The sequence below is a fragment of the Paenibacillus sp. FSL R5-0914 genome, assembly GCF_038004525.1.
GTDB lineage: Bacteria > Bacillota > Bacilli > Paenibacillales > Paenibacillaceae > Paenibacillus_AQ.
This window is the reverse complement of record NZ_JBBORH010000001.1, coordinates 2,712,903-2,736,413: the sequence shown is the minus strand read 5'-3', so window position 1 is coordinate 2,736,413 and position 23,511 is coordinate 2,712,903. Positions and strand designations below refer to the sequence as shown.

Sequence of the window (23,511 nt, the reverse complement as noted above, 5' to 3'; positions counted from 1 at the left end):
GGGAATACCATGCCACATACACTTAATAAAAATATTGATTTTTTCATAGCCGCTTTATCCCAAACTTATATCACTGCCCTACAGCTTGATCCTGATGGAATGTATTCTGAGGTTGCCTCAGGAATCGTTGAAGAGTTCTCCGATGTACAGGTACGCCTTAGAAGATATGACGGCTCCGTATCACACTATGCTAGGGACAATACAAAATTCCAGCGCAATAAAGGTTAGATGAGAATGCATGCCAAAAAGACGTGACTGGAGAAATCATCTACAATGATCTTTCCTCTCGTCACGCCTTTGCATCCTCTATATCCTGCTAGTTAAGTACAATCCATTCCCCTTCGGCATTTGCTGACTGTACTTCCGCCTCTATGATTTCCAAAGAATCTGCTGCACTCTCAGGCGTACAAATGATAATAGGCTTATCTTGAATAATCGCATCCAAGAAATAGACCAGCTCTCTGTAGTAACCCGCATCCGGGGAAAGCTCTACCGTAAAGCCTGCTCCATCATTGGGATTCACCTTGACTCCACTACCATCAAATACAACATTTCCTCGCTCGAAGTTAACCCTGTACCCCATGTAGAATCCAAAGTCGCCCTCCAGCGTCCAGTCCACCTGAGCATTGATCACCTTTGCATCCTTATAAAAATAGTGTGTAGAAGCAATATCATATCCGCTTCCCGGTAGAACATTCCGTCCCAAGGTCGATACTTTATCCGGTCTGCCGAACAGATAGTTAATCATATCCGTATCGTGAATATGCATATCCACAATGCATCCACCGCTTAGCTTCTCATCCAGAAACCAATCTTTAGGAGCCCCTGAACCACGGTAGAAATATCCTTCTGTCACTTTACCAAATTGCTCAGTTTCCACAACTTCTTTCAAATATTCATACCCTGGCCAAAAACGCAGGCACTGTCCGATCATCAATTTCTTTCCACTGCGCTCCGCTGCTTCTACCATTTTCTGTGCTTCTACTGAAGTTCTAGCCATCGGCTTCTCACAAAAGACATGATATCCTCGTTCCAGCAAAGAACAAGCCATTTCAGCATGCAGGTAAGTAGGAACTGCGATATCGATCATATCAAGTTCCTCATTCGCTATCATTTTCTCCAGATCATCATAGAGACTGTAAGCTGTTAAATCATACACTTCTCGAGCGGTACTCATATTGCCGTCCGCTTTACCGTCTTTCAATTCCTCAATTCGCAAGTCACAGATGGCTTTAAGGGCGATGGGATGCCCCTCTTCCGTTAAGCGAACATAATTATCAAAATGCATCCGGCCCATAAATCCAAAGCCAATCAAACCTATTTTCAACATAGTGAAGCCTCCCCAGCTAAATGATTAATAATTAAACAAGCTCTATCCAAGCACCTTCCAGCCCAGCGGATTGTATCTCAGCCTCAATGTTTGCTATAGGCTGAGCATCGCCTTCCCCCTTACTTTAAGCTTTGAAAGTGGTACGTCCGAGAATGGCATCCATAGCTGCAGAAGTATTAAAAATAATTTGCTCCGTATAATGTGTGTATGACGGTATCATTTCACCGGTAACATAATTGTTGTATCCAATGTCTTCAAGCGCTTTCATGACTGCTGGATAATCCACATCCCCAGCGAGCAGATCAACAAATCCGTGAAGCCCACCAGCCGTCCGACGGTAATCCTTGAAATGCACCTTTTTAATTCTATGGCCTAGAATCCGTATCCACTGCTCTGGATAACCGGAATGCACGATATTCCCAACATCAAGATAGGAACCTACATAACTGGAACCGACCGTATCAATAAAAGTACGTAATTCAAGCGGAGACAACAGGAATTTATTCCACACATTTTCAAGACCAATAGAAACGCCTGCTTGCTCAGCATCCTTGGCTAAATGACTAATCGCTTCCAGCGCTCTATCATAAGCTTTTTCATAATCAACAACCTCACAGCCCTCGATGAAATCCACACCAACAGCGCCAGGAATGACAAGAATCGTATCTACACCAAGCGCAGCTGCCAGCTCCAGTTGCTTTTTGCATACGTCGATTGCCTTGGTTCGATTCGCTTCAGATTCACTAGTCATCGCATAAGACCAATATAGACCTGTTGCCAGCCCCGCGATCTCCAGACCCGTTTCATTAATAGAATCACGAAGGATACGCGCTTCTTTCTCAGTGGTTTGCAGGCCAAGTTCACCTGACTCATTTAATGACAGCTCGATCCCCTCAAATCCAGCCGCTTTGGCTAGACGTACGCATTCTTTAATTTCAGTTCCTTCGCGAAACGACCAGATGTTTATTCCCTTTTTCATTTGAATCCTCCTCCTATTTGTTCTTTTCCGTTTTCCACTCCCTAGGCTTAGATGCACTTTGTATCCTTTAACTATTTATATTATACTAGATTTAAAATTCGATTTATTTAGGCGAAGAAGAGACTTTTTGCATTATTCCGGTCTATTCTATTAAAGATTCAGGAGGCAGTGACATGTCTGACAAAGATCCCTCTTACCCACTGAGAAAGCAGGTACCCTCTCGTGATTGGGCACCCGGAATTCACTATGCACAATTGCAGACACTTCCGCCTTGCACCTTCCAAAGAAGAAGGCTATATGACTTCGAGCTACTATATGTTCGCCAGGGCAAATTATTAACAAAGATGGATACGGAAGAATATATACTGAACGCTGGGCAGCTAATTTTCCTCTCATCTGGGGTATATCATCAGAATGTTATCCTGTCAGATTCAGATACTAAGCTTATTGGAATCCATTTTGATTTCTTTGGGGAATCAATTATTACACATGATGAAGATATGGTAGTTAATGAGGATGAAGTCATACACGATAAATTCGCCTTTGAAGCCGTAACCGTCCCCTTCATGCCATTGTCACAAGAACCGATCTACTCCCCGCCACCCGAATGTGTTCATGCCATGGAACAGCTCGTTCATGAATTCACTATGCGGCCTGCCGGTTATGAGTGGGTCTGTCGAGGGCTACTACTTGGTATTCTGACTTCGCTGCTTCGAACGCAAAACTCCCGCGTTGCAGCTAAGTCTTCAGTTCATACTGAGCGGATCAGGGCATTAATAGACGAGCTAGAAGAGCGGTTAGCAGAACGCTGGACCAATAAATCCATGGCCACATCCATGAATATGCATGAGGATCACTTTGCCAAGCTCTTTCGTGAGGTTGCAGGTATGCCCCCCGGAGAATACCTCCGCTCGATCCGGCATAGGGAAGCGCGTAAGCTGCTGCGAGAAACGGATTGGCCGATTGAGAGGGTGGGCGATCAGGTCGGCTATCCCGATATCCATTATTTCAGCAGGGTGTTCACGGCAAATGAGGGGATTTCTCCGCGGGCGTATCGCAAGTTGTCTCGGATTCTCTAGATACGGAAACCCCAGAACATCTCAATCCAAGTAAGAAGAACTCGCCAAAAACATTGCGGTTGATGGATTCATGCTTATGATTAAAAAGAAAAAGCCCCCTTCCCTGAAAAATCGAAGAAGGGGGCGGCTCTAAAACTAATTAGGGAAAAACTCCCTGAAAATAATCAAAATTCGCTCTAAACGAACGAAATCAGGGAATTCCTCCCTAATAATAAGGGGGATTCCTTTAATTGCTATCGAATCAGCAAAACTTTAGGGAGGTTTTCCCTGATTATTAATCTAATGACCAAAAATCCCGGAATTTCAGGGAGAAATCCCCCAATTACTCTATCGAAGCGGTACAATTCAGGAAAGTTTGAGACAACAGCGGCCGCAAGTCCAAATATTCTCCGTAGTTACGACTGACTCCTTAAATGTATGTCTTAAAGTGAAGTTACATATTCATATCCAGCCACACACTTTCCATTCCGTTCAATTCGAGCTCTATTCTCAAATCGTTCTCCATAAGGATCGTCGTCTTTTGGGTCTCCGCTGTGTTATTTACAGCACAATAGCGGCCAGTCTCAGGGTAAGCATGACACTCTACATTCGGATTCAATGAGAACCAAGAATACAATTGTTCCTCTTGATGTGCAGCCCAAAAGATCGCCCGGCTCAGTAATCTAGTATTCTGGATACTATACGGCAGCCCTGCAATATAAACGCCTCGACCCTGCCCAAATGAATTCACGGCAAGATTGCAGCTATTGTCGTGCACATCCAAGACTTGTGCTCCAATCTCCGCTTGATAAATCATGGTCATCCCTTCACCATAATCAATGTCGCCTTCCAGATCTTCCGTAATGAAATGCTTCTTTACTGGCGTTACCTTAGGCTTATTAACGCTTGCTGTAAAACCCATTTCCTTTTGAACACCTAAAATATCCGCTAGTTGAAAGAGAACCCCTTGATGCTCATATGCCGTTGGATCACCAATTCCAATAAAGCCGCCGCCTTGATGCACCCATTCACGAATGCTAGACACCACTTTTGGATCGCTCCAATGATCTCCGCCACTCCAAGAAGTATGGACATCACCCGCGTTAATGATCACACCGATACTAGGATCAATCCCGTGTTGTCTAATATCATCAAAGCTTATAAATTCAATGTCGAAAGGCAAGCCTGCGAGTGACTCCAGTGCCCCTATGTAGGAATAACATCTTTGATTCCATAAAGAGTGAGCCACTTGGTGCGTCTGCCAGCTGCGAATGTAGCCCCAAGTATTAAGAATCGCCACTTTAAACGATGCCTTATACGGCTGAGTCCCTTCAGCATTTGCATGAATTCCTTTAAACTGAGTCGCAATCTCCGTCACATGATCAATAAAATTAGGGAATTGGTACGCCAGACTTAGATATCCGCCATACCCCATTCTTCCAACCGATTTACGCATAAGTGCCCGGCGACATTTTATCCAGATCGGCATGGACTCTCCAACAGGATCTCCACCTTCAAAGAATATATCTGGGAAGAAGTAAGGGTAGAACCGGGCTTCGGTATCCTTAATAGGAATATCCGCGATCATACGGGTCGTAACCCCATCTCCGGCAGCCCCGACCACTGCATCTAGCCCAATCTCGGAAAAATATTTACCATAAGGCTCTGTCCCTGCCCAGTGATCCCCAAAGAACATAATGGCTTTTTTACCGAAATCATGCACCATATCAACACATTGTTTGGCATAACCTGCAATGAATTTCTGATTAAATTCCATCCAGTCCAAATACCTTGGCGTCGGATTCATAAACGGTGTATTATATCGTCCTTGATCCACAAAATCTTCCGCAGTCAGACGATATCCATAAGCTTGTTCAAACTGATCTAATGCTAATGGACTTACGCAGCTTAGATAGCCAAACCAATTCACTTGCTTCTCCTTACCTTCCTTATTAAAAATCAAGTCGAAATTATAAAAGAAGGTAGTAAAACGAACGATATCAGTCTTCGGATGCTTTGCTAGCCAATCTTTCAGCACCTTCAATACATGCTCTTGCGCCTCGGGATAACGAACATCCAGTGGTAAGCGATGCTCTTCCGTCCAGTTATTCGTGATGTGATTGTACATAGAGACCGGTTCCCAAATCTGATAGGCCAAGAAACTGACGGTATATTTGTGAAACTGTTCCGCCTGCTCAAGCGTGACGATCCCCTCTGCATAACTCCAATGTGCCGAAGGTACTATTTCTCCTGTGGTCCGGTTTACAACCTGCCAATACTTTTTAATATCCACATCTGTATTAGGAACAAATTGATCTGCAAAAAAATCTGCCATAATATCGATGGTCTTCACCTTCGGTGTGACAATCAATGGTGCAGACATCAGATAAATCTGCTGTCTATACTGTGGATGCTGCTTTGCCCACTCGTTGTCCTCACGTACCAGACAAAGCGTTGAATAGATTTGCAGACCCATATCAAGAATGTCCTGCGATAGACTCGTGCCATCACTGTCACGTACAGCATCTACACCCCATCTCTCTACAAGATCGGCTATGACCTCTTCCATTCCTGTTTCACCAGGTAGTGTAAATCTTCCTTTGTCCACACAAATTCCCTCCATAACTTTGTAGTTCAGCCCTTAATTCCACCAGCGCTTATTCCTTGGAGCAATTGTTTTTGTCCTACCACATATAGGAGAATCGTTGGAATGAGTACCAAGATCAATGCGGCAAATAGTGCGCTCCAATCTGTAGCATACCTTTGAACCTCAAACAGATTGGCTAATCCCACCGGTAATGTTTTTTTGCTATCCGATTGAATTAGAACTAATGCCAGTGGATACTCATTCCAAAAGCCCATCGCTGCCAGCATACAGACCGTTACAATTCCCGGCTGAGCTAGTGGCGCAATGATTCTGACGAGTACCCCTGTATTCCCGCAACCGTCAATCTTGGCGGCCTCTTCATAATCTCTAGGGACAGATCGCAGAAATCCGCTTAACACAAAGATCGCAAAAGGAAACTGAAGGACAGCATAGATCAAACTGAGCATCCCGCGATTGTCCAGCATCCCGAAAGAATTCACCTGAATAAATAAAGGAACCATGATATAAGAAGCTTGGAGAAAGATACAGGCCATATAAATATTAAGAATCATTTTAGAACCCCAAAACTTAAATCTCGTTAATACATAAGCTATAGGGACCACAAAAATAACTAGAATCGCTGTGGAAAGTACCACTAGAAAGATAGAATTCAGGAAATAACTTCCCATCTTGGATTTCTGAAAAGCACGTACATAGTTATCCAAGTGTAAGGCTTGTGGAAAGGAGAAAGGATCGGTTAGAAATTCCGTGTTGCTCTTAAATGAGGCTAAAAGATTCCATACAAACGGATATAACAAAACAATAGTAGCTACAATCAGAAACAGCCGAGTGATCCAATTGATAATGTTCATTTTTATAAGACTCTGTTGATTACTATGCACCCTTCTGCTCGATTTGTAAGTAGTCTAGACAGAAAAGAAAGGACAAAGGCAAACGCAAGCGTAAAAATCGCGATAGCCATGGCATAACCAAAGTTCGCATTTTGGAACCCTTGAGTGTACATGTAATGGAGTAATACAGTAGTACCACCGGCCGGCCCACCACCGGTCATGATTGTTACGACGATAAAGCTTAAATTGATCGTACCCGCCAGGGACAGCACGAAGGTTATTCCAATGATTTCTTTTAACAGTGGGATCGTAATGCTGACAAGCTTCCGGAAATATCCTGCACCATCAATGGTCGCCGACTCGAACACATCCGCAGAAATCCCATCTATTGCAGCGATATACATCACCATATAGTAACCAACCGCCTGCCAGATCAGAGTAACCGCTACGCACCATAATGCAGTTCGGCTATCCCCAAGCCAAGTCATAGTCAGTTGATCTAGCCCAATACTTGAGAGAATATTGTTCAAGATCCCCATGTTCGGATGAAACACAAAGGACCATATGATCCCGACTACCGTCAAAGAGATAATGCTGGGGAAAAAGAATACCGTCCGGTAAAAGCCTCTCTCTTTCAGCTTCGTCTGCGTCAATAGAAAAGCAAGCACTAAGCCAAAGGCTAAGGTAACCACCGGCACGACCAGCATCAGCTTGAACGTATTACTAAGCGCTTTGAGGAACATCTCATCTTGGAACATATATTTATAGTTATCCAGAAAGATAAACTTGTTCTCATCACTCATCCCGGTTGCATCCGTAAAAGACATAAAGAATGCCCGAAAGGTTGGAATGATCATAAATACGAGAGTCAACAGGAGCGCAGGAATGGTACATACGGCTATGAATAGCTTCGGATTTTTAGTTTTCGTTGACTTAGTCTTTAATTTTCTGTTTCTAGGAGCTACTTCCGTTAGTTGCATCTCAGACATCTTTCTCACTCCTCTTCATGCAAAATGCATCCTGTTCATAGATGTCTGTATCCATTCTTAACAGGATGCATTGGCATGAGATGCTATAAATTATTTACTAGCTGCTTTCTCTTTACGAATCTGTGCAAAAGCTTTTTCAACATTATCCATCCATTGGTCAGTGGTCATTTGACCTGTCATGACTGGCGTCATCGTATTTTTGAACATTTCAGTGACTACACTAACTTTGGAGCCCTTCGGTAAGGATTGCCAGCCTTGCAGAATTGAAATGGAACCATTGTAAGCCTCAAACATGTCATATACACCTTTGGTCAAGTATGGCTTCGACAGCTCCTTCGCACCATTAAGTGCGTACGCACCATTAGCTTTTTCCGCGAATAATTTAACGGACTCATCCGTATACAGGAACTTTAAGAATTCTTTAGCCAGCTCTGGATTTTTAGCTTTTGCTGGAATGGAGAATTGCTCATAGCTGGAAAGCACGTACTTCTGATCTCCTTTATTAAATACAGGGACGGTTGTCATCCCAAATTCAAAGCCATTTTCTCTTGGTGAATCCTTCATTTCATTTTCCATCCAGTTGCCGTTTACAATAAACAACGCTTTCCCCATCATCATATCGGTCTGCGATTGGGTATGGTTCAAGGCGACCGTGCCATCCATCAGATATCCGTCTTTAGATATTTTGTAGAATATATCCAATACTTTTTTGATCGTGTCGTTCTTAAATGAACCTTCCTCATAAGCAAAGACTTTATCCAACGTTTCTTTACCGCCCGCACTAGCAATCGCAGGATACAGAATTTCTTCCAAATAGTCCGGATAAATACCTTGGTAAGTGAACAACGCTCTTTTCGTTTTCGTTCCATCTGCATTGACCAAGAAGTTCTCTTCTTTTTTCAGCTCATCGCCTAATGCAAAGAACTCGTCCCAAGTCTCAGGAACACTCCAGCCTTTTTCCACGAACAAAGTTTTGTTGTAAATCAAGCCCATCGGTCCAGCGTTAAAAGGTGCCAGATAGATCTTCCCGTCTTGATACGGCTGAAATCTTGTGCTGTCCAGCATTCCTGGAAGAATCATATCCTTTAGCGTCTCATCTTTGTCTAAGGCCTTGCTTTCGAATACATCACTGATATCTAGAAGTCCTTTTTCTTTAATGAGGGAAAGCATAATCCCACTTTGCTCTGTATCCGTAACAGATAGGAAGTCAGGAGGATTACCGGCAACAATCTGTGGTCTGATCACTTCACCAACCTTAGGGTTGATCGTCATATTCACTTTTACCCCTGGATAAGTACTCTCGAATTTACTGACAATTTCATTCCAATAATCGGCGCCATATCCCCCTTGGAATACAGCAATACTCAGTTCCTTGTTATCAAAATCCTTCTTAGCATCCTCTTTAGAAGTACTCTCGGCGTTCGTTGTACTCGTCGCTTCCGCTGTACTCGTAGCTTTTGTAGAATTCGAATCCTTTGAGGCAGCTGGTGTATTCGTGCTATTCCCACAGCCAATCAATCCCACACCCAGCAGCGAAACTGCTAATAACGTACTCATTGTCTTTCTCATAAACGCCCTCCTTATGATGTTCTTACTAATGACCCAACCACAGATTAAATATTGAAAACGCTTTATCTGATAACTTAAGTATAGAAGTGTTTACGTTTTATTTACATTTACAATACAAACGTACCTATGTATTATTTTATCCATCTCTCATTCAGGTTTCAGATATGCTTATTCATCAGAATCACATGACTTGTAAACTTAGCGATTAAAGGAATGGATAATACTAACGATTCCATAGATTATTCTTGCTTTTCGCCCATGCATATATATTCCATTCTTCTTTTTATGTTAACTTGTAAGTAAAGGATATCGAATGGGAGGTCATCCACCTGAGTCATAACAAAGGGAAGCGGTATTTTCCTAGTCCCCCACAAATCATACGAAAAATTAAAATTCAAAATCGCTTAACCGTTATCTTCTTAATCGTTTCCGTGATTCCAATCATCTTTATAGGTTTCTATTCCTATACTATCTACTCCAAATCCATTAACAATAAATTAAGCAAATCTACCTTTCAGGCTTTGACACTGCTCAATCGAACGATGTTAAGCGAGCTTAATAACTATCAATATCTTGCCGGATCTGTTTCTACCAATCCTATTATTCAGGAGCGTTTAACGGCAGCACCTAATGAACCCGCTCCTAGCAATGCTACTATTAACCACGCTATGGATAATGTGTACAGAACCATTTATCCGGGATATGTTCAGAACGTTCGGATCATAGATTCCAAGAACGAACCTATTTATGAATTAGGCTATGATGGCATTCCCAATCCAAAGTATGGGGAAATCATGAAACAGGTAGATCTGAATGCCCCTTATGACAGTCTTAATTATGTAAAAAGCTATCGTGCTTCCCATACGATTGTCCTGGGGCGTAAAATTTTTGATCAAGAAGACATTGGCGTTCCATTAGGTTATGTGTTTGTTTTTATCGGCGGGGAGTTATTCTCAAAAGTCATTCTTTCCAGTGTGGACTTAGGAACAGGTTCTAATCTACTTATCATGAATAGAGAAGGAATAGTGATGTCCTCCAACCTAAAGGGTACAACACTTGGAGAAGCGTATGATAAAGGTCAACTGTTTAAGCAAATCAAGGAACAAGAGGCTCAGAAGAACCATTCCTTTCAAGGCTTAGTCAATGGCAAAATGCATCAGATCTCCTATATCAATAATAATCAATTAGGCTGGTACATGATTTCTACGGTTCCTTTCTCTTATATTAATTCTGAGACAAGTAAAATCACCACTGGACTCCTTATCGTCGTCAGCATCATTGTAATCCTTTGTATCCTAATTATCATCGTCTTGTATAAAAGTATCCTAAAGCCTATCAAACAAATTATTGTCTTCTGTAATCAAATTTTTTATGGCAATTTATCCAATCGTATAGAAGATCACAGCAACGATGAGATGGGTGTTCTGGCTAATAGGATTAATAGCATGGTCAGCCGGATTGAGCAACTGATAGAGGATCAACAGAAAGATCAAAAGAGGCAGCGTTCGCTTGAATTACAAATGCTACAATCACAGATTAACCCTCATTTTTTATTCAACACTCTAAATTCCTTGCGATGGCTCGCTATGATTAACCAGGTTCCGGTGCTAAGTGATGGTATCTCCTCTCTCGCAGAATTACTGCGCAGTAACCATCATCGATCAAGATGAGGAAATAACCATCAAACAAGAGCTTAATAATCTGGACAATTACTTTGCTATTCAAAAAATACGTTATGCTGATCGATTTGACGTTGAATATGATCTAGATGAATCGGTATTACATAGTCTGATCCCTAAACTTATTCTGCAGCCGATCGCTGAGAACGCTATCATCCATGGGGTTACGGATATTGGAGGAAAAGTTCTTATCCGCATTAAGGCTTACGCAAAAAATGAATATACACTTGTTATAGAAATCATTGATAACGGAAAAGGCTTTGACACGAAAAAATCAGAAAAGGCTGATACGCTGTCCGGTATCGGAATTTCTAATGTAGCCGATCGCATTAAGCTTCAATATGGTGAGAGCTACGGACTATTCATCACAAGCTTGGTGGGTCAAGGAACCTGTTGCCGCCTGATTATCCCCAAACAAACCTACGAAGAAGATAAGGGGTGATACTAGTGTATCCAATGTATAATGTAATGCTGGTGGATGATGAACCTATTGTAAAAGTCGCGCTCAGAACCATGATTCCATGGGAAGAGCTTGGATATATGATCTGTGCTACAGCCTCTGACGGAGTTGAAGCTTTAACCCTTGTTGAGAAGTTTAATCCACATATCATCATTACAGATCTCAAAATGCCCAATATGGATGGTTTGCAGCTGATAAAAGAACTCAATAACAGAGGGTTTGCCGGAAAAATCCTGGTGGCAAGTAACCATGGGGAGTATGAGTTGGTTCGTGAAGCATTAGTTCTTGGCGCTGTAGATTATATGCTTAAGATTAGTATGAAGACTGCGGACCTCATCCAGTTGCTGGAGAAATCCACGCAGCTAATCCAAGAACAGCTTCAGTCCAAGCAGCAGCTAGAGACACAATCTCAGCTATTGCAACACAATTTAAAGAGTGTGAAGAATGCGATTTTAAAAGATTATTTTACCGACCCATATTATGATATGAATCAGCTTGAGCAGCAAAATTCTATAACACTCGCTTTTAGTGAAAATAGCTGCTACTTGTTCTACATCACCTTTGAGCAAAATAGCGCCAGCCCTAGCCAACGGAAAAACCAGCTATCGGTATCCTTCATTGAAAACATCATCTTAGATATCCTGGAAACCGTAGATCAATTCGAAATTATTCAGCTTGAATCGAATGCATTGTTGCTGCTAATCTCCACTGATACCTTGGACAATCAGCAAATTATCCGTACCGACTTTATCCATAGAGTCATTCAGTTGATCAAAATGTATATTTCCATTACCCCTACCATTGTTTATTCCCAGCCCATTAGAGGATACGCTGAGGCGAAAGTAATGCTAGAACGATGTAAAGAATCCTTGGAAATCCAATTTTACAACGAAATAACGATTATTGATCCCGAGATTGTCCATTTAAATGATACGCTCGATTTCGAAAACGTTCATGAGTTCTCTACGAATTTAATACAGGCCTGGAAACGTTCGGGCGTTGAAGCCGTTAATCAAGCCACTCAAAATTTCCTTGAGACCTGCAGATCGAAACAAATAAAGCCGGCTGAAGCCAAAACATTCATCGTCAATTGTCTGCACTATCTTCCATTATGCGATGCTCACATTATCGTTGAAGATCCAAAGCTTTTGAAAACAACTATTGAGAATATTGCAAACAGTAAACGAAGTGCTGAGATTCTAACGCAGATGGAGCTTTTATTTCAATTATTCTCACATCAAAAACAACAGATTGTGACTACCCATAATAGGGATGTTAAACAAACAATTGATTATATCAATGCAATTATCAGAAAAAGCTGACCTTATCTCTGATTGCCAAGCAGGTCAACTTAAGTGAGAACTATCTATCCAGAATCTTTAAAGAAGAAGTCGGCCAGAGTATCATTCATTACATTAACACCGTAAAAATGGAGAAAGCCGCAGAGTTAATTCTAAAGGGCAACCCTTATGTCAAAGAGATTTCTACGCAAATCGGTATACATGATCAATTTTATTTCACCAGACTTTTCAAGAAGCATTTTGGAGTTAATCCGAGTGAATATAAAGATTATGTTCAAGCGACGCTTGGCTCAGGAAATTAAGATCCTTTCTTTTACGACGAAAGGCCGTTGCTGTAGATCAGCAACGGCCTCTTTTTTGGTATTACAACACTTTCCGAAATAATTCATTGTTTAATCGCTCCAGCTGCAGAAGATGATGACGATAGTGCATCTCAATAAGCAGGAACCATTCCTCCGCGCATAGTCCACCGAATCGCGGGTGAGATACGGTATTAAGTTTGGACGCTTTTTCAAGAGACGGTTCGATCTCTCTCATTCTTTGGATGACTGAATGTAACCCTTGACTTAATTGTTCCTTGCTCTCCGGCTGCTCCGGCGTATATTGGGCGAAAGGCGGAACCTGAATACGAATGGACGGAAAACTGCCTTGTGCAAATATAGCCGCACCATCCTCGGTTTTCCCCACATGAGATACCAAGGGATCTTGGTTGAGCACCAGACATTGATCAATATTACGAAGCTGCATATACAGTGCCGAGTTAATGAGATGTTGAACCATCTGTCCGATGGACCACTCGTTTTCACTTGGCTTTTGCTTCAGCTGCTCCAGATTGAATCGCTCTACTTCATGAATATAGTATGTCGCAGTTTCTTCGAAACGTTGTAAGGCTTCTTTTGTTGTAATCATTATATATCAGCTCCTGTAGTCATTGATTATCCAAGTATACAAAAACGCTACTGACAGCGTTATGTCAGTAGCGTTTTAACATTATTTCTAGTTCGTTTCTTACTTGATGGCGAAAAGATTCCGGCTCTAGCACAACCATGCCACCTCCCCAGCCCAGCACCCATTGCAGCAATTCCGCTGGCTCTCGAACTCGAAAAGTAACCCGTAAGCCTTCCGCATGATCCTCTATAGTTTCCATATAGAAATTGTTCGATTCCCTTACCTTATCAGCTATGTCAGAATGGACTAAGATAACCACATGAACGTTGCGATCATCAGGAGGTTGGTATACCTCCAATTGAAAATCCGCTGGCCGTATAAATTTATCTTCCAGTTCAATAAGCTCCCTCATTCGGGATAACCGGAAATGACGGATGTCTTGACGCAATTCACACCAGGCGACGAGTACCCATGATCCTTGATGAAGCACAAGTCCGTAAGGAGCAACCGTACGAATACTTTGACGGTTCCCATCGGCTTCGGCGATTCTTTTGGAATAACGAAATCTTATTTTCCTTTCCTCTAATATCGCTCGACGAATGGCTTCCAGACATGCCTTTTCTTGTATTGGTGCTATATCTGCTGCGGATGCAAATAAACGAAAACTTTTGCGGATCTGTGATGCTTCACTGCGGATGGCTTCTGGCAGGATAGCTTCTATTTTCGCTTTAGAACTTCTAGCCTTATTGCCATAGTGGGCATCAAACCACTGCTCGATAAAGTCAGTCCCGATAAGCAATGTCACTGCTTCGTCCAGCGTGAAACTAACGGGTGGCAGGAAATAGCCCTCAATCAAGGAGTAGCCCTGCCCTGGCGCTCCTATTATGGATACGCCCGCTTCACTAAGTGCCTGAATATCCCGATAAATAGTTCTCACGCTCGTTTCAAACGTAGCCGCCAAATCCTCCGCTCGCAACACTTTATTACGCTGCAATTCAAGCACTATAGCTAACAAACGGTCCATTTTGTTCATACGACTCTCCCTCCCCGAGAAATTGTTTTTCTATCTCTAACGGCAATGTTAAAAATCTCTAAAGCTTCTATATCTATAAATCATTTTTATATTAGATATTATAAACATTAATTTTACTTATATCGCTCTAAAAGGGTATAGTAATATAGGGTTTATAACCGTTACTTATATATAGAGTATACCCTTATAAGAGGAGAGATCATATTGGAAAGAGTAGTTGGAACAGTGGTACGTGGACTCCGCGGGCCTATCATTAACAATGGGGATAACATTGAAGAAATCGTAGTGCAAACGGTATTGAATGCAGCAACAGTCGAAGGTTTCTCGATCGAGGATCGTGATATTGTAACCGTAACGGAATCCATTGTGGCTCGGGCACAAGGAAACTATGCGACAATTGATAATATTGCTGCTGATATAAAGGCAAAATTCGGTGAAGAAACTGTGGGTGTTATTTTCCCTATCCTTAGCCGTAACCGATTTGCTAACTGCTTGCGTGGAATTGCCAAAGGAGCAAAAAAAGTAGTCTTAATGCTAAGCTATCCATCTGATGAAGTGGGCAACCATCTTGTAGACATCGACGAATTAGATGCTAAGGGCGTTAATCCATGGACGGATGTGTTAACAGAGGCTCAATTCCGTGAGCTTTTCGGCTATATTAAGCACCCATTCACAGGTGTTGACTATATCGAATATTATAAAGGTTTGATTGAAGCTGAAGGTGTGGCTTGCGAAGTCATCTTCTCCAACAACCCAAAAACCATTTTAAACTATACAAAAAATGTATTAACTTGCGATATTCACACTCGCTTCAGAACCAAACGCATTCTCACAAACAACGGTGCTGAAAAAGTATTTGGCTTGGATGATATTCTTACACAATCCATTGATGGCAGTGGCTTTAACGAAGCTTATGGTCTGCTTGGATCCAATAAAGCAACAGAAGAAAGCGTAAAACTATTTCCAAACAACTGCCAACCTATCGTAGATGGTATCCAAGCAAAAATCAAAGAAATTACAGGTAAAACTGTAGAAGTTATGGTTTATGGCGATGGAGCATTCAAAGATCCAGTCGGTAAAATATGGGAACTGGCAGATCCAGTTGTATCCCCTGCTTACACTGCCGGACTTGATGGAACACCAAATGAAGTGAAATTGAAATATTTGGCCGATAACAACTTCTCTCATCTTCGTGGTGAAGAGCTGAAACAAGCCATTTCTAAATACATCCAGAATAAAAATGATGACCTGGTTGGTGCGATGGAAGCACAAGGGACTACTCCTCGTAGATTAACGGACCTGATTGGTTCATTATCTGATTTGACTTCTGGTAGTGGCGATAAAGGAACACCGATGATTTATATTCAAGGTTACTTCGATAACTATACAAAATAGGATGAGTACAAAAAGGGAGTCTCGTAAATGAGGCTCTCTTCTTGCTATCTGGGGTATAATAAAGCAAACAGCGGTAAGCGGAGGATCCTATGAACATAAGAAGGATTAAATATTTTATTGATCTCGTTGAATGCAGAAATTTTACCGAAACAGCTAAAAAGAACTATGTATCGCAGACCACCATTAGTCAACAAATCGCCGCGCTTGAAGAGGAATTCAACATTCAATTGATTGACAGAAAGCAAATCCCTATCGAACCAACCAAAGCCGGATGGCTTTTCTATGGCGAAGCTCTCATCCTCTGGAAGCAATATAACCATATGAAGATGAGCATGGAAAACTTTCAAAAGTATAATACGCAATCCCTGAGTATCGAATATGCGGCGATGACGGATATCCAAAGTTTGTTGAAATTGATTCCCTCATTTCAGGATCATCATCCGAATATTAAGCTGGAACTGAATAAAGTATTGCTAAAAGATATTGCAGAATACTTGCAAAAGGGGATCTACGACGTAGCTATTGCCTTTGACTCCGAGTTTCAGGGAAAAGAGGACATTGTAACCTACCCCTTATATAAGGGACGTTATTGTGCGGCTGTGAGTCATCACCATCCTCTTTTTCATCATCAATCGATCGCCAAAGAGGAGTTATATGAACATCCACTTGTCATGCTGAATCCAACAGCTATTGGAAACTCTTATCATCTAATGATCCAGCATGCAATTGAAGACGGCTATCAGCCGAACATCCTTCGAACCGCAGACGATGTGGAGACAGAATTGTTTTATATCATCACGGAGAATTTGATTGGCTTTTTTCCGGATAACTATCAGCTCGCCTATCATCAAGATAAAGTCCGGTTAATCCCATTAGAGGATTCACACCATACCTTTGCAATCGAAGCAGGATATCTCAGAAATAATACAAACCCTGCTTTGCCCTCCTTCCTTCAGCAGATCCAAATTGGTTTTAGCAATCGACCATAAGTTTTATGTGTTAGACTATGTTCATTTTTTCACATACTATAAGGGTATAAATCATATCCACAAGGAGTGACGATGATCATGGGTAAATTATTGTTGACGGGTGTCGATGGAAATCTAGGGAAACAAGCTGCGGAATATTTGTTAGAGCTGGTAGATAAGGACCAAATCATTTTTTGCGCTTACGATCCAGCATGTTTGAAAGAATATGCGGAACAAGGGATTGAAACACATGTGACCAACTTTAATAACAAGGAAGGCCTTGCCGAAGCTTTTGCTCATGCTGATAAACTTGCTCTGATCTCCATGCCTTTTGTTGGGGAGAAACGCCAAAATGCACACAGAAATGTGGTTGATGCTGCCAAAGAAGCCGGAGTCAAACAGATCATTTATACTTCTCTAGTAAATGCGGCTGATGAAACCAATCCAAGCGTTGAAAAAATTGATCATATTTATACCGAACGTTATGTTCAAAGCGTAGGGCTCGATTATATTTTCCTTCGTAATTCCCAATACGCGGAAGCGATGATTACCAATTACTTCACTTATGTGAAGGGTGACGGGGTATTAACAAACAATCAGGGTGACGGTAAAATGGCTTATATCTCGCGGAAGGATTGTGCAAAGGCCGTTGCTCATGTCCTAGCCTCCAAAAATTATCATGAAGCGATCCTTGATATCAATGGACAAGAATTAATGACGATTACTGACTTCATTAAGATCGGTAATGTAGTAACCGGTAATCATATCACCTACAAAGAAAATACGGATGAAGAGAATTATGCCGTATTCGAAGCCATGGGTATGCCTAGAACTACCGACGGTGCATTTAAAGAAGGTTCCGAAGCACCCTTTTCTTCCGAAGGTATGGTTACTTTTGGACAGGCTATCCGTGAAGGGAAAATGGATATTTACACAGACGACTTTAAAAATTTGACGGGGCAAGAGCCACTGACCGTGAAATACATGTTTGAACATGCCGATGAATTTCAGGTTGGCGAAAGACATTCTAAAGACAATTAATAAGTGGCACCTCATACCTCTTAGGCTAAATCACCCCCGTTTAATAAACGGGGGTGATTTCTTTTATGCTGAGGTTGGCACAAAAACAACTCGTTCTCCAAGGTCAGAAGGAGCATTCCAAGCTTCCTCTACTTACTGAACACTCACAATTTTCTGCCATTGCAACCACAATCGTGGGCAACTCAACAAGTGCCCCTAGTTAATAATTCCAAATTAATTCTCTGTCTCTCTGCTCCGTAAAGCTCAATCATATGCTCGCCCTGGAGATAATTAGGGAATTCCTCCCTTATTATCAGAGGATTCTGGTCATCAGACTAATAATTAGGGAATTCCTCCCTGAAATTCGACTGATTTGACGGTAAAACTTGATTTCACTCTGTTTTTTAGGGAGGAATTCCCTGATTCCATTCATTTAAAGCAATTATCGGCTTTTATTAGGGAGCTTTTCCCTAATTACTCACAATCCACTGGTATAGTGACAGCACGCCAAGTAAATCCATGTACACTCTTTAAATCAAAATACACCTTTAACCGTACGGATGAACATCCGAATGGTTAAAGGTGTATTGTCTCTGTCTACTTTTTAATTAGAGTTAATTCCAGATCTCTTCAGCAATCTCTTTAATATAAGCAAGCTTGCGCCATTGCTGCTCCTCTGTAAGGTGGTTACCTTCTTCCGTGGAAGCAAAGCCGCATTGCGGGCTCAGGCAAATCCGGTTTAGATCGACATATTGCTTCGCTTCCTCAATACGCTTTAGAATATCTTCCTTACTCTCCAGCTCACCAAATTTGGAAGAGAACAGACCAAGCACGACCTGCTGATTGTCTTTTAGGAAGCGTAATGGTTTGAAGTCACCTGCACGTTCAGTATCAAACTCCAGATAGTAACCTGAGTAGTTATTGATGTTCAGAAGTGTTTGCGCGATAGGTTCATAACCTCCGCCTACTCCAGCATAAGTAGAAACATAATTGCCTCGGCATACATGTGTCGTTACAACGAGATCTTCCGGCAGACCGGATACCACTTCTTCGTTCAACTTCGCAAGCTCGTTCGCATATTCAGCTACATTCACACCAACCTGATTCATAAATGCTATAAACTGTTCGTCGCACAGCGCTCCCCACGTGCAATCGTCGATTTGAATGCTGCGGCAGCCCGCTGCATAAAAGGCTAGAATTGACGCTTTGTATGCTTTGGCAATATCCGAAATTAGCTCTTCACGATTCGGGTATAATTCATTCGTGCTTTCCTTATTTTCTACCCGATCCAGCTCAAACAGGAATTGCGCAGCCGCAGGAATCGATTGACGCGCAACAACGTCCTCACCAGCAGCGCCTTTTAAAAATTCATAATGTGATACAAAAGGGTGGCTGCTGTAGCTTATTTTCCCGGTCAGTCGGGCAGTTTCTGGTCTCGACTCCGCGCCATTAAATTGGTAGCCTTGATCAATAATGGTCCGCTCTACACCGTCAAAGCCCCAGAAGAAGTCGAGATGCCACCAAGAGCGGCGGAATTCGCCGTCGGTTACCGCTTGAAGACCTACCTCTTTTTGTTTTTGCACGAGCTTCACAATCTCGTCGTTCTCTACTTCCTTCAACTGCTCTGCTGTAATTTCGCTGTTCTTGAATTTTAATCTAGCCTCTTTCAACGCCTGAGGGCGCAGGAAGCTGCCAACAATATCATATCGAAATGGAGTAACGGTTCGCTTTTTAGGTTCGGTTTGAGTGCTCATATATTAATCTCCTCGTGAACAAATTATTAAAATTAATATAGCATATCCGATTGCCTATACCGTTACACCAATGAGTTATGGCAGGTTATAAGTATTAGCTATACCTAATAAATAAACGATTGTGTGCGCTAGTATTGCCCCAGAAGCCCCTTCTTCATGGCTATTTTCTCACAGCGATCAAACACAACGAGCCCTAGAATCAAATAAACCAGCGAATTTAATATTAATACGCCATAGTCAGATAAAGATAGATCCGTTAACGTTAGATTCTCCAGCATCACCGTTCTTACCATATTCACGCCTTTAACGAATGGGGCAAAAGCTAAAAACGGAGCTACAGTGATCGGAACAAATACAAGTCCCATCAATACAAATTGGAAAATCTGTAGAAATGCTTGAATTTGTTTCACAATAATAGCCAAACCAGCAATCATAAAACTAACGCCTACCATACTTATCATAGTAACTATAATGATTGGGATCGTTGTCATGGGATTAAGACTCAACCATTGTCCCGAGGTTAGCATCGCACCAAACAGCAAGAGAATCATAATGACGGACTGTAAGCCCAATTGACTGACGATCCGCGTGAGCATAATTTTCCACACACCCATGGGAGACATATATAACTGCTCTAACGTTCCACGCGTCGCTTCTGTGATTACCGAATAACCAATAAAGTTCATCGTCATCATCGTTAAGCTCCAAAAGACCACACTTACAATTGAATATTGAACATTCGTATCAAAACTAGCTGGATCTCCTATGAACATAATTCCAAAAAATGCAGCCAGAAATATAATATAAAAAGTGACTACTAATGCAATCGTGTTCGGTAAATATCGTTTCAATTCAATATATTCCTTACGAAAATTAGCATTAAATAAATGGAGCCATTTCATGAGTCTTACCTCCCTTCACAATCTGAATAAACACTTGTTCAAAATCAATGGTTATTCGATCAATACTTTCCACCATCGTTCCTTCCTCTTTCAGAAGATCGAACAACTCGTAGATATCCTGACCATGCTCTAAATTTACTTCCACGATCGTTTCATGAGAGCTTGCTTTATAAGTACTTAAAGGGAATATACTCAACAGTTTATTCTCCTGTTCAGGGCTTAATTGCTCACCTAATTTAATGGAATATGCCCTTGTTTCAAATAACTTAAGTAAATTCTCCACCCTGTCGTCAATCACAACTTCACCTTTGTTAATGATAATGGCACGGTCACACAGCTCCTGAACGACAGGCATATCATGTGAGCTAATAATGATCGTACGTTTCTCTTCCCTCACTATCGTTTTTAGAATATTTCGTAATTCATAACTAACCTCAACATCCAAACCGAGCGTTGGCTCATCCAGCAAGATGACATCCGTATTAGCTAATAACGCCACAGCGATTGCCAGCTTTTGTTGCATCCCCCGAGATAATCCATTAACCAGCTCATTCTCCTTTTCTTTAAGGTTGAATTGCTCTAATAATTTATCTGTCTGATCGGAAATTTGCTTCCGAGAGTACCCCCGGTTACCTGCAAAATATTCTAAATTTTCCCGAACCGTAAGACGCCAATATAAATTCCGGTTCCCTTCTAATACAGCACTGATATGCTCTAGCGCTTTAAGTCTCTTCTTGCAAATATCTAAGCCATTAATGGATATAGAACCCCCATCCGATTCTAACAAACCACAGAGCATCTTTATCGTTGATGTTTTCCCAGCACCGTTGGGGCCTAGTAAACCTAGAACCTCTCCACGATTTACATGAAAAGAAACATCACGAACGGCATGTATTTTCTCTTTCGTCTTTCTTTTCTCGTAGACCTTGCTAATCCCCCGTACTTCTATAATTTTCTCCACCTTATAACCATCCTCTCCCGTACGATTTAAAAGAGTGATTCCATTGTTAAATTTATTTTATTTGAGTATCTAAATTTAGATAACTGGCTCCAGATGGATACTTTCTCCGTCTGAGGAATGAGATTTGTATAGACGACAACTATGATATGTCTATAGGAAATATCGCATTTTTTAAGAATGATTGGGTGAATGTCCGGCATGGAGCAAATGTAGGTTATTTCATCATAGAGAAAACGAGGAGGACATCATGAATCAAAAAAAAATCCATTTTGCGTGGTGGGTATTAGTAGTACTTGCTTAAATGGTTGGCGTTGCAAAAAGTGGCGTTATGACAGCAGGCGGGCTATTTTTGAATGTTTATGCAATGAATCTTCATACATTACAGGTTCGGAAATAGTCATCGATGGAGGATACTCAGCCCAATAACGATAATGACAGCCCTCAAGTTAAATGAGGACTGTCATCTTTTCATTACATGGCCATTAGAAGATCCATATGAGTAAGAAAATAACTGCAATTATTGCCACCACGATGAAGAGATTGATTACCTCGCTCCAAAATCCAGGAACACCTTGTGTATGATATTTTTGCGCATTGACATCATGGTTTGCTTTATGACCGCCAGGGTCCGTCACATTTGGATTAGGTCCTGGATCAAAAAAGTCAGACATAGAAATCAACACCTTTCTCGATTATAAACCATATTATACCAGTTAATTCCCTTTTTAAAAATAATCTCCTTTGCTCAATTCATTTGAGAATGAAAATAAGGTAAGTGTTTCTTTGATAGAGCTTTTTCGATTAGTTCATGATCGTAGCCATATTTTTGCAATGCAGTAATAATCGCTTGTGTCCTGTCTGATCGTTGTCTTCTTAAATTAGATTCTAGCTGTATTTCTAGAGGAACCGTAGGAATAGTGTACCGTCCGATTGTCACATTCCTAAAATGATTCCAAATGAATTGTCCACCTTCCCATATCCCATCGCCATCCATAGAATCAGGAATTCCCGCTGAATTGGAGATATGAACGACTTCCACTTTAAACCCATCGATGACCCAACTCCCTTTTGTCCATGAAAAGCCTGAAGAAAAGGTCTGAGTGTATGTAGGTTCTTCTAAAGAGGATAACCAGTTCTCCCCATGAGGGAATTCACATTTATCCAGCAAGGAATATTCCTTCAGAAGTTCTGCAAATTGTGCAATCCCTTCTTTATTTTTTGTATAAATATCAACGTCTCCCGGAGTCATTTCACAGCCCTGTAAAACCGAACCCACCGAGCCAACCAAGATCCATTCTAATTTCGAATTCACTTCCGATGAAAAATAAAGCTCACATACCTTTGACAAAGCTATTTCCCAGCTATTCATAATTCCACCCCAAATTGACTAGTAAGTTCGAGTACATGAAACCTTAATAACCTCAGATGCGTTAAAGAACTATACAAATTCACAGGAGGTTTTTAAAATGAGATACAGTGCTGCAGGCGCGCGAATAACCTGTCCTTGTTGTCAAAACGATACCTTTCATCTGGATTATAAACTGCTTAACACAAGCGGAGCATCCTTTCTAGGATTTGACTGGGCGAATAAAAACGCTGCTATACTTATTTGTAAGAGATGCACCCATATCTCATGGTTTATGGAAGAACCAACATCAGATAACTAAACACTACCTGATTCTTCTACATCTTCATTATAAAATATTTCTATTGACTATGCGTTCTTGAGCTGGATGCAATTGTTCTTTTGCATCCAGTTAAATACCTCTAGATAACCATCCCCAATT

Annotated in this window: 21 protein-coding genes and 1 pseudogene; 9 read left to right on the top strand and 13 right to left on the bottom strand. The window is 41.4% G+C overall.

The window, feature by feature from the left end; translation table 11 throughout:
* The first annotated feature begins 9 nt into the window (after positions 1 to 9).
* Positions 10 to 228, top strand: coding sequence for a hypothetical protein (locus MKX60_RS11975; protein WP_042190628.1), 219 nt, complete (start codon positions 10 to 12; stop codon positions 226 to 228).
* 88 nt (positions 229 to 316) lie between these two features.
* On the opposite strand, the gene MKX60_RS11970 is transcribed toward MKX60_RS11975, so the two are convergent.
* Both MKX60_RS11970 and MKX60_RS11965 read right to left on the bottom strand, forming a co-directional pair.
* A complete protein-coding gene (locus MKX60_RS11970; RefSeq protein WP_042190630.1) occupies positions 317 to 1,330 on the bottom strand; it encodes a Gfo/Idh/MocA family protein in 1,014 nt (337 codons plus the stop codon).
* Between the two features lie 124 nt (positions 1,331 to 1,454).
* Positions 1,455 to 2,309, bottom strand: a complete 855-nt coding sequence (locus MKX60_RS11965; RefSeq protein WP_042190633.1) for a sugar phosphate isomerase/epimerase family protein — start codon at positions 2,307 to 2,309, stop codon at positions 1,455 to 1,457.
* A 173-nt stretch (positions 2,310 to 2,482) separates the two neighbouring features.
* Here MKX60_RS11965 and MKX60_RS11960 point away from each other — a divergent pair, with 173 nt between their 5' ends.
* Positions 2,483 to 3,388, top strand: coding sequence for an AraC family transcriptional regulator (locus MKX60_RS11960; RefSeq protein ID WP_076284683.1), 906 nt, complete (start codon positions 2,483 to 2,485; stop codon positions 3,386 to 3,388).
* A 433-nt stretch (positions 3,389 to 3,821) separates the two neighbouring features.
* Here MKX60_RS11960 and gnpA read toward each other — a convergent pair whose 3' ends face one another.
* The 4 genes from gnpA to MKX60_RS11940 all read right to left on the bottom strand — a co-directional run bounded on the left by gnpA (position 3,822) and on the right by MKX60_RS11940 (position 9,363).
* Positions 3,822 to 5,975 carry a 1,3-beta-galactosyl-N-acetylhexosamine phosphorylase gene (gene gnpA, locus MKX60_RS11955; protein WP_341059904.1) on the bottom strand — a complete coding sequence of 718 codons (2,154 nt, stop codon included), beginning with the start codon at positions 5,973 to 5,975 and terminating at the stop codon, positions 3,822 to 3,824.
* A gap of 26 nt (positions 5,976 to 6,001) precedes the next feature.
* Complete coding sequence (locus tag MKX60_RS11950) at positions 6,002 to 6,826, bottom strand: carbohydrate ABC transporter permease (protein ID WP_341059902.1); 825 nt, start codon at positions 6,824 to 6,826, stop codon at positions 6,002 to 6,004.
* Between the two features lie 2 nt (positions 6,827 to 6,828).
* Positions 6,829 to 7,794, bottom strand: coding sequence for a carbohydrate ABC transporter permease (locus MKX60_RS11945; protein WP_341059900.1), 966 nt, complete (start codon positions 7,792 to 7,794; stop codon positions 6,829 to 6,831).
* A 90-nt stretch (positions 7,795 to 7,884) separates the two neighbouring features.
* Positions 7,885 to 9,363: a carbohydrate ABC transporter substrate-binding protein gene (locus MKX60_RS11940; protein WP_341059897.1), complete on the bottom strand. Its 1,479-nt coding sequence runs from the start codon at positions 9,361 to 9,363 to the stop codon at positions 7,885 to 7,887.
* 542 nt (positions 9,364 to 9,905) lie between these two features.
* On the opposite strand from MKX60_RS11940, the pseudogene MKX60_RS11935 reads away from it, so the two are divergent.
* The 4 genes and pseudogenes from MKX60_RS11935 to MKX60_RS31675 form a co-directional block, all read left to right on the top strand.
* Positions 9,906 to 11,052 (top strand): annotated as a pseudogene (locus tag MKX60_RS11935) (sensor histidine kinase); the annotation flags it as partial.
* Positions 11,038 to 11,484, top strand: a complete 447-nt coding sequence (locus MKX60_RS11930; RefSeq protein ID WP_445670759.1) for a sensor histidine kinase — start codon at positions 11,038 to 11,040, stop codon at positions 11,482 to 11,484. The pseudogene MKX60_RS11935 and the gene MKX60_RS11930, both read left to right, overlap by 15 nt.
* A 14-nt stretch (positions 11,485 to 11,498) precedes the next feature.
* Positions 11,499 to 12,824 (top strand): response regulator, encoded by a 1,326-nt coding sequence (locus tag MKX60_RS11925; protein WP_341060302.1) that lies wholly within the window; start codon positions 11,499 to 11,501, stop codon positions 12,822 to 12,824.
* A complete protein-coding gene (locus tag MKX60_RS31675) occupies positions 12,821 to 13,105 on the top strand; it encodes a helix-turn-helix transcriptional regulator (protein ID WP_445670758.1) in 285 nt (94 codons plus the stop codon). The genes MKX60_RS11925 and MKX60_RS31675 overlap by 4 nt, the downstream gene beginning before the upstream one ends.
* 61 nt (positions 13,106 to 13,166) lie before the next feature.
* On the opposite strand, the gene MKX60_RS11920 is transcribed toward MKX60_RS31675, so the two are convergent.
* The gene (locus MKX60_RS11920) at positions 13,167 to 13,712 is read right to left on the bottom strand and encodes a DinB family protein (protein ID WP_445670749.1); all 546 of its coding nucleotides are present in this window, start codon (positions 13,710 to 13,712) and stop codon (positions 13,167 to 13,169) included.
* Positions 13,713 to 13,776: 64 nt separating this feature from the next.
* Positions 13,777 to 14,724: a helix-turn-helix transcriptional regulator gene (locus tag MKX60_RS11915; RefSeq protein ID WP_341059892.1), complete on the bottom strand. Its 948-nt coding sequence runs from the start codon at positions 14,722 to 14,724 to the stop codon at positions 13,777 to 13,779.
* Between the two features lie 204 nt (positions 14,725 to 14,928).
* Here MKX60_RS11915 and MKX60_RS11910 point away from each other — a divergent pair, with 204 nt between their 5' ends.
* The 3 genes from MKX60_RS11910 to MKX60_RS11900 all read left to right on the top strand — a co-directional run bounded on the left by MKX60_RS11910 (position 14,929) and on the right by MKX60_RS11900 (position 18,128).
* Entirely contained in the window at positions 14,929 to 16,119 is a 1,191-nt protein-coding gene (locus MKX60_RS11910) for a coenzyme F420-0:L-glutamate ligase (RefSeq protein WP_341059890.1), read from the top strand.
* Between the two features lie 89 nt (positions 16,120 to 16,208).
* Complete coding sequence (locus MKX60_RS11905; protein WP_341059888.1) at positions 16,209 to 17,108, top strand: LysR family transcriptional regulator; 900 nt, start codon at positions 16,209 to 16,211, stop codon at positions 17,106 to 17,108.
* A 78-nt stretch (positions 17,109 to 17,186) separates the two neighbouring features.
* On the top strand, positions 17,187 to 18,128 hold the full coding sequence (locus MKX60_RS11900; RefSeq protein ID WP_341059886.1) for an NAD(P)H-binding protein: 942 nt from the start codon (positions 17,187 to 17,189) through the stop codon (positions 18,126 to 18,128).
* 593 nt (positions 18,129 to 18,721) lie between these two features.
* Here MKX60_RS11900 and MKX60_RS11895 read toward each other — a convergent pair.
* The 5 genes from MKX60_RS11895 to MKX60_RS11875 form a co-directional block, all read right to left on the bottom strand.
* The gene (locus MKX60_RS11895) at positions 18,722 to 19,861 is read right to left on the bottom strand and encodes a 5-methyltetrahydropteroyltriglutamate--homocysteine S-methyltransferase (RefSeq protein ID WP_076300776.1); all 1,140 of its coding nucleotides are present in this window, start codon (positions 19,859 to 19,861) and stop codon (positions 18,722 to 18,724) included.
* 128 nt (positions 19,862 to 19,989) lie between these two features.
* Entirely contained in the window at positions 19,990 to 20,763 is a 774-nt protein-coding gene (locus MKX60_RS11890; protein ID WP_076284690.1) for an ABC transporter permease, read from the bottom strand.
* Entirely contained in the window at positions 20,741 to 21,724 is a 984-nt protein-coding gene (locus MKX60_RS11885; RefSeq protein WP_341059884.1) for an ABC transporter ATP-binding protein, read from the bottom strand. The genes MKX60_RS11890 and MKX60_RS11885 overlap by 23 nt, the downstream gene beginning before the upstream one ends.
* A gap of 482 nt (positions 21,725 to 22,206) precedes the next feature.
* Entirely contained in the window at positions 22,207 to 22,395 is a 189-nt protein-coding gene (locus MKX60_RS11880; RefSeq protein ID WP_042129995.1) for a hypothetical protein, read from the bottom strand.
* A gap of 74 nt (positions 22,396 to 22,469) precedes the next feature.
* Positions 22,470 to 23,093 (bottom strand): hypothetical protein, encoded by a 624-nt coding sequence (locus MKX60_RS11875; protein ID WP_341059882.1) that lies wholly within the window; start codon positions 23,091 to 23,093, stop codon positions 22,470 to 22,472.
* Between the last annotated feature and the right edge of the window lie 418 nt (positions 23,094 to 23,511).

What these genes read in the sequence shown, in the direction of transcription:
- MKX60_RS11895 (WP_076300776.1), bottom strand. Translation starts at nt 19,861, where the DNA reads ATGAGCACTCAAACCGAACCTAAAAAGCGAACCGTTACTCCATTTCGA.
- MKX60_RS11975 (WP_042190628.1), top strand. Translation starts at nt 10, where the DNA reads ATGCCACATACACTTAATAAAAATATTGATTTTTTCATAGCCGCTTTA.
- MKX60_RS11880 (WP_042129995.1), bottom strand. Translation starts at nt 22,395, where the DNA reads ATGTCTGACTTTTTTGATCCAGGACCTAATCCAAATGTGACGGACCCT.
- MKX60_RS11915 (WP_341059892.1), bottom strand. Translation starts at nt 14,724, where the DNA reads ATGAACAAAATGGACCGTTTGTTAGCTATAGTGCTTGAATTGCAGCGT.
- MKX60_RS11970 (WP_042190630.1), bottom strand. Translation starts at nt 1,330, where the DNA reads ATGTTGAAAATAGGTTTGATTGGCTTTGGATTTATGGGCCGGATGCAT.
- MKX60_RS11940 (WP_341059897.1), bottom strand. Translation starts at nt 9,363, where the DNA reads ATGAGAAAGACAATGAGTACGTTATTAGCAGTTTCGCTGCTGGGTGTG.
- MKX60_RS11965 (WP_042190633.1), bottom strand. Translation starts at nt 2,309, where the DNA reads ATGAAAAAGGGAATAAACATCTGGTCGTTTCGCGAAGGAACTGAAATT.
- MKX60_RS11945 (WP_341059900.1), bottom strand. Translation starts at nt 7,794, where the DNA reads ATGTCTGAGATGCAACTAACGGAAGTAGCTCCTAGAAACAGAAAATTA.
- MKX60_RS11900 (WP_341059886.1), top strand. Translation starts at nt 17,187, where the DNA reads ATGGGTAAATTATTGTTGACGGGTGTCGATGGAAATCTAGGGAAACAA.
- MKX60_RS11890 (WP_076284690.1), bottom strand. Translation starts at nt 20,763, where the DNA reads ATGAAATGGCTCCATTTATTTAATGCTAATTTTCGTAAGGAATATATT.
- MKX60_RS11950 (WP_341059902.1), bottom strand. Translation starts at nt 6,826, where the DNA reads ATGAACATTATCAATTGGATCACTCGGCTGTTTCTGATTGTAGCTACT.
- MKX60_RS11960 (WP_076284683.1), top strand. Translation starts at nt 2,483, where the DNA reads ATGTCTGACAAAGATCCCTCTTACCCACTGAGAAAGCAGGTACCCTCT.
- MKX60_RS11925 (WP_341060302.1), top strand. Translation starts at nt 11,499, where the DNA reads ATGTATAATGTAATGCTGGTGGATGATGAACCTATTGTAAAAGTCGCG.
- MKX60_RS11920 (WP_445670749.1), bottom strand. Translation starts at nt 13,712, where the DNA reads ATGATTACAACAAAAGAAGCCTTACAACGTTTCGAAGAAACTGCGACA.
- MKX60_RS11875 (WP_341059882.1), bottom strand. Translation starts at nt 23,093, where the DNA reads ATGAATAGCTGGGAAATAGCTTTGTCAAAGGTATGTGAGCTTTATTTT.
- MKX60_RS11905 (WP_341059888.1), top strand. Translation starts at nt 16,209, where the DNA reads ATGAACATAAGAAGGATTAAATATTTTATTGATCTCGTTGAATGCAGA.